The following is a 7364-nucleotide window of genomic DNA, read 5'->3' as shown; positions in this document are numbered from 1 at the left end:
CGACATCTCGAAGTGTGAAGAACGGCCGCCTCCGCTGTCCCGGAAAGAACCGCAGATCAGTAGGCCGAGTGACCTGCGACGTTAAACGCCAAGCTCAGGGCCGGGCATCCGGTTTGCGGGCCTCGATCAGGAATCGGGTGGTGTGGGCGACGAACGGACCCTCGGTCTCGATCAGGTGGTGCAGCTCGGCCAGTCGCGGCCGGTACTCCTCGACGGTGAAGCCCGGCACCATCCAGATCACCTTGCGCAGGAAGTAGACGACGGCGCCGATGTCGAAGAACTCGGTGCGCAGGGTCTCCGCCCGCAGATCGACGACGTCCAGGCCCATCGCCTCGGCCGCCGCCCGCGCCTGTTCGGGGTCGCGGGAGCCGCGCACCTCGGGGGGCTGCGGGCCGAGGAAGTACTCGACGAGTTCGAAGACGCTGGCCGGGCCGACCTGTTGCGAGAAGTACGTGCCGCCGGGGGCGAGCACCCGCGCGATCTCCGCCCACCAGGTCGTCACCGGATGCCGGCTGACCACCAGGTCGAAGGCGTTGTCGCCGAACGGCAGCGGCGGCTCGTCCGGATCGGCGACCACGGCCACGCCGAGCGGGTGCAGGAGAGCGGTGGCACGGGCGATGTTCGGCGGCCAGGACTCGGTGGCGACGGCGAGCGGCGGCAGCTTCGGTACGGAGGCGAGGACCTCGCCGCCGCCGGTCTGGATGTCGAGCGCGGCCCCGGCCCGTCCCATACGGTCCGCCATGGCACGGGCATAGCCCCAGGAGGGGCGCTGCTCGGTGGCCCGGCCGTCGAGCCAGGAGAAGTCCCAGCCGTCGACGGAGGCGGTGGCCGCCTCCAGGACGAGGGCTTCGAATCGTGCGCGTTCCGCTTCGGCGGTCGCTTCCTCGGATGCTCCGGACATACCGGAATGGTGTCAGCCGGGTGCCGAGCGGCGCGACCGCATTAGGGCCTGTCCGGCGGATCAGGGTCGGACAGGGCGCGGCGGGTGGTGCGGGGACGGCGGGGGTCCGGGCCGTTGCCCGCTCGACCGTACGCCACGGCCTCACCTCGGGTTATCACCTATTTGATGCGTTTTCCCTGACTGCGGACGGTATTGCCTCTTTTCGTCTATAGCGTGGCGACAGCATCGTTCGAGCTGCCCGACGGGGTCTCAGGGCTGCCTGGCGGGTCGTGTCCCGTTGTCGGCTCGACGAAGCACCGTTCCGTCATGACGCAACATCGCCGACAGGGCCGGCCGGTGCGCCGGCCTTCGCGTGAACGTGAAGGGGAATCCGTGATCTCGAAAACCAAGAGGGCCGCGCGTTCGTTGGCCGTGGCGCTCGCCACGACCGCCGCGCTCACCATCAGCATGCCGAGTGGTGAGGCCTTCGCCATCGACCACGTCCAATGTGTCGGTGGGGAGAACTTCCTGAAGATCTGGTCGCACTTCGAAGGCCGTGAGAGCGTCGACTGCTACGCGAACGGCGGGAAGACCGACTTCGGCGGGTGGTGGGTCGACCGGATCTCCACGGGCAACAACGACCTGATCTACTACGACGCCAACGGTGACTCGGTGAAGATCGAGCGCTGGCACGACATCACCTTCCCGAACCAGCCGCCGAAGGTCGTCGCCATCCAGATCGTGTGACGGGTTGACGTCCGGTTGCGGGGAATGACTGTCCCGGCCGCGCTCTTTTGGGCGTGGCCGGGGTACGACGGGGTCAGGCGGCGAGCGCGCCGAGCAGCATGCCCAGCAGCGCGCCCGTGATCATGAACGGGCCGAACGGGATGCCGGTCTTGCGCCCGGCCCGCTTCAGGATCATCAGCCCGAACCCGTACGCCGCACCGAGCAGGAATCCGGCGAAGCCTCCGGCGAACACCACGGCCCAGCCGTACCAGCCGAGGGCCGTTCCCAGCGACAGCGCGAGCTTGACGTCCCCGAAGCCCATTCCGTTCGGGTTGATGAGGAAGAGCAGGAAGTAGAAGCCGCCGAGGGCGGCTCCGCCGAGCAGGGCGGACAGCCAGGACCCGGCGTGTTCGGGGAGCAGCGCGGCGGCTCCGAGGAGCACGGCGACGGCCCCGGCGGCGGGCAGTGTCAGCCGGTCGGGCAGCCGGTGGACGCGGCGGTCGATGGTCGCCAGCAGTACGGCGACGGGTGCCAGCAGCAGCCAGACGGCCAGTTCGGGGCGGAGCCCGGTGGCCGCCGCGAGGACGGCGCAGGAGAGTGCCGTGACGACGGGGACGAGGACGCCGGGGGCGTAACGCGTTGCGCGCGGCGAGCCGTCCGTCCCGTCGGTCCGGTCTTCCGGCCCGTCACCCGGGGTGGTGGGTGCCGGGGCGGTGGGTACCGGCACCGCCGCGCACTGCGCGCACCGGGTGGAGCCGAGCCAGCCGCGGGCGGCCCCGGTCAGGGCGTGGCCCTCGGGGCAGGCGTCGCGCCAGGGGTCCTCCGGTTCCACGGAGAACCGGTAGGCGGCGCGCGGGACCAGCAGTCCGGCCGCTGCGCCCCAGAGTGCGGCGAGCACTGTCAGCATGGCGTCCACGGAGCCGACCCTAAGCCGGTGCCGGGCACGGGTCATGGGTCCTGGGGCCCACTGCGTGCCGTTCCGGACCCAGCGGCCGTCACCTGGCGCTACCTTCATGGCCATGGCTCAATGGCGCAATGGCAAGGGCACGTTGACGGTCACCGACGCACAGGGAGGGCAGGAGGAGGAGATACCGCTGAGGATCGCGGCCTCGTACCGGGCCCGGAGCCGCGGGCTGCTCGGGCAGGACGGGATCGACGGCGCCCTGCTGATCACCCCGTGCGGGAGTGTGCACAGTTTCCGGATGCGGTTCACCATCGATGTGGCGTATCTGGACCGGAAGTTCAGGGTCGTGGCGGTCCACACGATGAAGCCCGGCCGGCTGGGCATGCCCCGGCTGCGGGCCCGGCATGTGATCGAGTCGGAGGCCGGGGCGATGGAGAAGTGGGGAATCCGGCCGGGGGTCCGGGTGTCGGTCGTCCAGAGCGAGATCGACCGGAAGTGATCGGCGCGGCTGCCCTCACGTACCGGGCAGCCGGTCCGCTCTCACCCGTACGCCACCTCGTTCACGCCGTCCAGGTGGGACAGCCGCCGAGGTAGGTGGCCGAGACGGCGATCTCCTCCTGGAACTGTTCGTAGCGCTCGGCCGGTACGGCGTACGGATCCTGGGTCAGGACCGCCAGGTCGGCCCGCATCCCGGGGCGCAGCATGCCGATCTCGTCCTCCAGGTGCAGTTGCCACGCCGGGTTGGTGGTCACCGCGCGCAGCGCCTCGTCGATGGTCAGGCGCTCGGTGGTGCCGTGGACGCGGCCACTGGCCGGGGTGCGGCGGGTGAGGGCGGTGGCGACGGAGGCGAGCGGGTCGGTGGGTGAGCACATGCCGTCGTTGTGCAGGGAGACGCGATGTCCGGCGTCCCAGGCCGAGCGCACGGCCATCCACTCCTCGGCGACCCGGGGGGTGAACAGATCGTCCGCGAGGACGTCGCCCCACCAGCGGATGTGGTCCATGAAGAGGCTGACGGTGGCACCCATGGCGGCGGCGCGGCGGTACTGGTCGGGGGTGACCGCGCCGCAGTGCTCCATGCGCGGCCGCATGGCCCGCAGCCGCTCCGGGTCGTCGGCGCCGGCCCCGGCGTACGCGTCGAGCACGGCGTCGAAGGTGACGTCGCCGTGGACGTGGCAGGCCATCGGGTAGCCCTGGGCGGTGAACGCGGAGGCCAGCTCGGCGAGTTGATCGGGGCTGTAGTTCATGGGTGCGTGGGCGCAGGGGTCCAGGCCGATGCGGCGGGTGGCTTCGTTGTCCTGGAACGGGAAGCTGGTGGCGATGGTGCCCTGCCATGCGGTGCCCTCGGCCCACAGCTTCATGCCGGAGATGCCGAACAGCTCGGCAGCCGGGGCGTGTCCGGGAAAGCGCCGTTCGGGGTCGGCGGCCAGTTCGGGGGTGCCGATGAGGTACGAGCGGACGCGCAGGGCCGCCCGGGGGTGTTCGGCGGCGGCCCGCAGAGCGGCGAGCAGGCCCGGTTCGGTCGCCAGGTCGGCGGCGGTGGTGATGCCGACCCGGGCGTGCTCGGCGTACGACCATTCCAGCGCGGCGGCGAGCTTCGCCGGCTCCAGCCGGTCACCCGCCACGACCCACATGAACGCCTCGACGGCGGCGCCCTCCTGGGCCTCTCCGGTGGGTTCGCCGTCGGCGTCGCGCACGAAGCGGGCCCCGGCCGGGTCGGGGGTGTCCCGGGTGATCCGCGCGGCGCGCAGGGCGGCGGTGTTGGCGTAGGCGGCGTGGCCGCTGGCGGTGAACACCACGAGCGGGGCGTCCGGGCACAGTTCGTCGAGCGACTCCCGCGTGGGGAGCGGAAGGTCGCGCTGGAGCAGCAGATCGATCCCGTACACGGCCACGGGCTCGCCGGGCGCCGCGGCCACGGCCTCCCGTATCCGGGCGTGGACGGCCTCGCCGGTCGGCACGGTGAACGGGCGCACGTCCACCGCGGGCGGGGCGATGGCCAGGGCCATCGTCGTCGGGTGGCCGTGGGCCTCGACGAATCCCGGCAGGAGCGCCTGCCCCGCCAGGTCCACGACCCGGGTGCCGGGGCCGCGCAGGGCCAGTACCTCGCCCCTGCCGCCGACGGCGGTGATCACGCCCGCCCGTGCGGCGAGGGCCTCGGCCCGGGGGTGTTCGGGGTCCATGGTGAGGACCGGACCGCCGACGAAGATCAGTTCGGGGGCTTGCTTCATGGTTCTCCCTCCGTCGTACGTGGCGGCTATCGGGGGGTGTGGGCGCCGGCCGTCAGCCACTGTGCGGCGGCCGCCAGCAGCGATGTGACGCCGATTTCGACGGTCGGGTCGATGACCGGTGCGAACAGCGGCGAGTGGTTGCCGGGGATCTCGGGCGGGATTCCGTTCTCCAGCAGGGCGTCGGGGTCGATGTCCTTGAACGCGGCCGGGTCGGCGCCGCCGAAGTACCAGAAGACCGACGGCACCTGGAGCGCGGTGCCGAAGACGCCGAAGTCCTCGCTGCCGGTGAGTGTGTGGGGCAGGGTGAAGACCCGCCCCTCTCCCAGGGCCCGGGTGAGCGCGGCCTGGACGGTGGCGGTGGCCTCGTGGTCGTTGACGGTCACCGGGAAGGCGTTGAAGTCCGTGATCCCGGGTTCCTTCGGGGCGCCGGAGGCGGCGGCCTCGGCGCGGACGATCCGCCTGACGGCCGCCAGGACCCGTTCCCGTACGGCGGGAGTCGTACTGCGGATGTTGATCCTGAGGTCGGCGGTGTCCGGGATGATGTTCTCCTTGGTGCCGCTGTGGATCGAGCCCACGGTCACCACCGCCTGCTGCGCCGCCCCCACTTCGCGGGAGACCACCGTCTGCAGCCGCATCACGATCGCGGCGGCCATCACGACGGGATCCACGGTCGCCTCGGGCGTCGACCCGTGCCCGCCCTGCCCGTACAGCCGCACCCGCACACTGTCGGACGCGGCCATCACCGGACCGGGCCGGGTGGCGGCGAAACCCGCGGGGACGGGCCCCACATGCTGGCCGAGGCAGACCTCGGCCCGCGGGAAGCGCTCCAGGAAGCCGTCGTCGATCATGGCCGGGGCCCCGCCGATCTCCTCGGCGGGCTGGAACACCGCGACGACGGTGCCGCGCCAGGCGTGCCGGTTGGCGGCCAGCAGTGCGGTGGCGCCGAGCAGGCAGGTGACATGCATGTCGTGGCCGCAGGCGTGCATCACCGGGACCTCGTTGCCCTCCGCGTCCACCCCGGTCCGTGTGGAGGCGTACGGAAGTCCGGTCTCCTCCTTCACGGGCAGCGCGTCCATGTCGGCGCGGAGCAGCACCACCGGGCCGTCGCCCGCGGTGAGGACACCGACGACGCCGGTTTTGCCCACCCCTTCGGTGACGTCCCAGCCCTGTTCCCGCAGCCGGGCTGCGACGATTCCCGCCGTACGGACCTCCTGGAAGGAGAGTTCCGGATGGGCGTGCAGATCCTTGTACAGGTCGCGCAGGCCGGGCAGTTCGCCGTTCAGTCCGGACAGCAGCGAGGTGACCGAGGCAGTCATGAGTGCTCCATTGCGAGAGGGGTACGGCGTGCGGAGGAAGCGAGGAAGGACGTGGTGTCCTGAGGGGTGGCGACGGCCATGGCCGCGGCGATGACCGCGCCCAGCACGAGGAAGGCGAAGGCGACCTGGAAGGAGAAGGCGTCGGCGAGCACACCCATGACGGGCGGGGCGACCATGCCGGCGACCTGCCCGCCGAAGACGATCACCGCGCTGCCCACTCCGACGTGTTCGGGAGCGAGGCTGCGCAGGGGCACCGCGAAGATCGGCATGTAGCAGAGCGAAGCGGCGAAGACGGCGAGCGTCCCGAAGACGATGAAGCCGCCGATCGAGGCCGAGAAGGCCATCAGGAGCAGCGCGAGCGCGGCCACCGTCATCCCGGGCACGATCACCTTCCGGTGGTGGCCCTCGAAACGGTCCGCCAGACGGCCGCCGACGACCGTGGCCGCGGCTGCGCCCAGTGCCGGAATCGCGACGAGGGCTCCGGCCGAGGTCAGGGAGATACCGCGCTCTTCGCTGAGATAGGACGGAACCCAGGTGTTGAGGCCCCACACGATGACGCAGTAGCCGAACATCATCAGTGCGAAGCGCCAGAGCACGCCCATGCGCAGCAGGTCACGGACGCCCCGGCGGTCTCGCGCCCCGGCGTCCGGCTCCGTACGGGGCAGGGGATCCGGCAGCCGCATCCGTATCGCCACCAGGACGAGGACACCGAGCGCCGCCGTCGAGAAGAAGGCGGACCGCCAGCCGAAGACGCTGATCAGCGGTGCGACGGCGAGCGGTGTCAGCACCGCGGCGAGGGCGTTCGAGCTCATGATCAGCCCGTTGGCACCCATCCGCTCCTCGGGCGTGGTCCGCTCGACCAGCACCTTCGTCCCGGCGGACGGAAAGATCCCTTCGGCCGCTCCGAAGGCGAAGCGCAGCACGAGCAGGGCGGCGAAGGACCACGCGAGGCCGGTCAGTGCCGTGAACAGGGACCAGACCAGCAGGGCCCAGCAGGTGACCCGCTTGCCGCCGAAGCGGTCGGCGAGCATGCCGCCGGGGATCTGGCAGGCCGCATAGGCGAGGAAGAAGGCGGAGACGATCAGGCCCTGCTGTCCCCGGTCGAGGTCGAAGTCCTCACCGATGGACGGCAGTACGAGGTTGATCACGAGCCGGTCGGTGTAGTCGACCAGCCAGGCGGCGAACAGCAGCACCACCGTCGTCCTGACCGTGCGGTTCGCGGTCTCGGGGCGCGGGATTCGCGGGCGCAGAGCAGGCACGGCACTCCTCTCTACAGTGGCCGATACTGGGTGTCGGCCGGGAAGTGCCCTTAC

7 protein-coding genes are annotated in these 7364 nt (G+C 71.3%); 2 read left to right on the top strand and 5 right to left on the bottom strand.

Going from position 1 to position 7364, the window contains the following annotated elements; genetic code table 11:
* Positions 1-94: 94 nt before the first annotated feature.
* Positions 95-901, bottom strand: coding sequence for a class I SAM-dependent methyltransferase (locus tag ACFV8T_RS34165; RefSeq protein WP_385335169.1), 807 nt, complete (start codon positions 899-901; stop codon positions 95-97).
* Positions 902-1273: 372 nt separating this feature from the next.
* Here ACFV8T_RS34165 and ACFV8T_RS34160 point away from each other — a divergent pair, with 372 nt between their 5' ends.
* On the top strand, positions 1274-1627 hold the full coding sequence (locus ACFV8T_RS34160; RefSeq protein ID WP_385335167.1) for a beta/gamma crystallin domain-containing protein: 354 nt from the start codon (positions 1274-1276) through the stop codon (positions 1625-1627).
* Positions 1628-1700: 73 nt separating this feature from the next.
* Here ACFV8T_RS34160 and ACFV8T_RS34155 read toward each other — a convergent pair whose 3' ends face one another.
* Positions 1701-2522: a prepilin peptidase gene (locus ACFV8T_RS34155; RefSeq protein WP_385335165.1), complete on the bottom strand. Its 822-nt coding sequence runs from the start codon at positions 2520-2522 to the stop codon at positions 1701-1703.
* Positions 2523-2619: 97 nt separating this feature from the next.
* Here ACFV8T_RS34155 and ACFV8T_RS34150 point away from each other — a divergent pair, with 97 nt between their 5' ends.
* The gene (locus ACFV8T_RS34150) at positions 2620-3009 is read left to right on the top strand and encodes a DUF192 domain-containing protein (RefSeq protein ID WP_385335163.1); all 390 of its coding nucleotides are present in this window, start codon (positions 2620-2622) and stop codon (positions 3007-3009) included.
* A 61-nt stretch (positions 3010-3070) separates the two neighbouring features.
* On the opposite strand, the gene ACFV8T_RS34145 is transcribed toward ACFV8T_RS34150, so the two are convergent.
* The 3 genes from ACFV8T_RS34145 to ACFV8T_RS34135 are packed head-to-tail and all read right to left on the bottom strand — an operon-like array spanning position 3071 to position 7310.
* Positions 3071-4735, bottom strand: a complete 1665-nt coding sequence (locus ACFV8T_RS34145; RefSeq protein WP_385335161.1) for an amidohydrolase — start codon at positions 4733-4735, stop codon at positions 3071-3073.
* Positions 4736-4761: 26 nt separating this feature from the next.
* Positions 4762-6051, bottom strand: a complete 1290-nt coding sequence (locus tag ACFV8T_RS34140) for an amidohydrolase (protein WP_385335159.1) — start codon at positions 6049-6051, stop codon at positions 4762-4764.
* Complete coding sequence (locus ACFV8T_RS34135) at positions 6048-7310, bottom strand: MFS transporter (protein ID WP_385335157.1); 1263 nt, start codon at positions 7308-7310, stop codon at positions 6048-6050. Before ACFV8T_RS34135 ends, ACFV8T_RS34140 begins: the two co-directional genes overlap by 4 nt.
* Positions 7311-7364: the final 54 nt, after the last annotated feature.

It is taken from the genome of Streptomyces sp. NPDC059832 (genome assembly GCF_042731715.1).
Lineage (GTDB): Bacteria > Actinomycetota > Actinomycetes > Streptomycetales > Streptomycetaceae > Streptomyces.
Note: the sequence above shows the minus strand (reverse complement) of the source record. Positions and strands in the feature narration are given on the sequence as shown.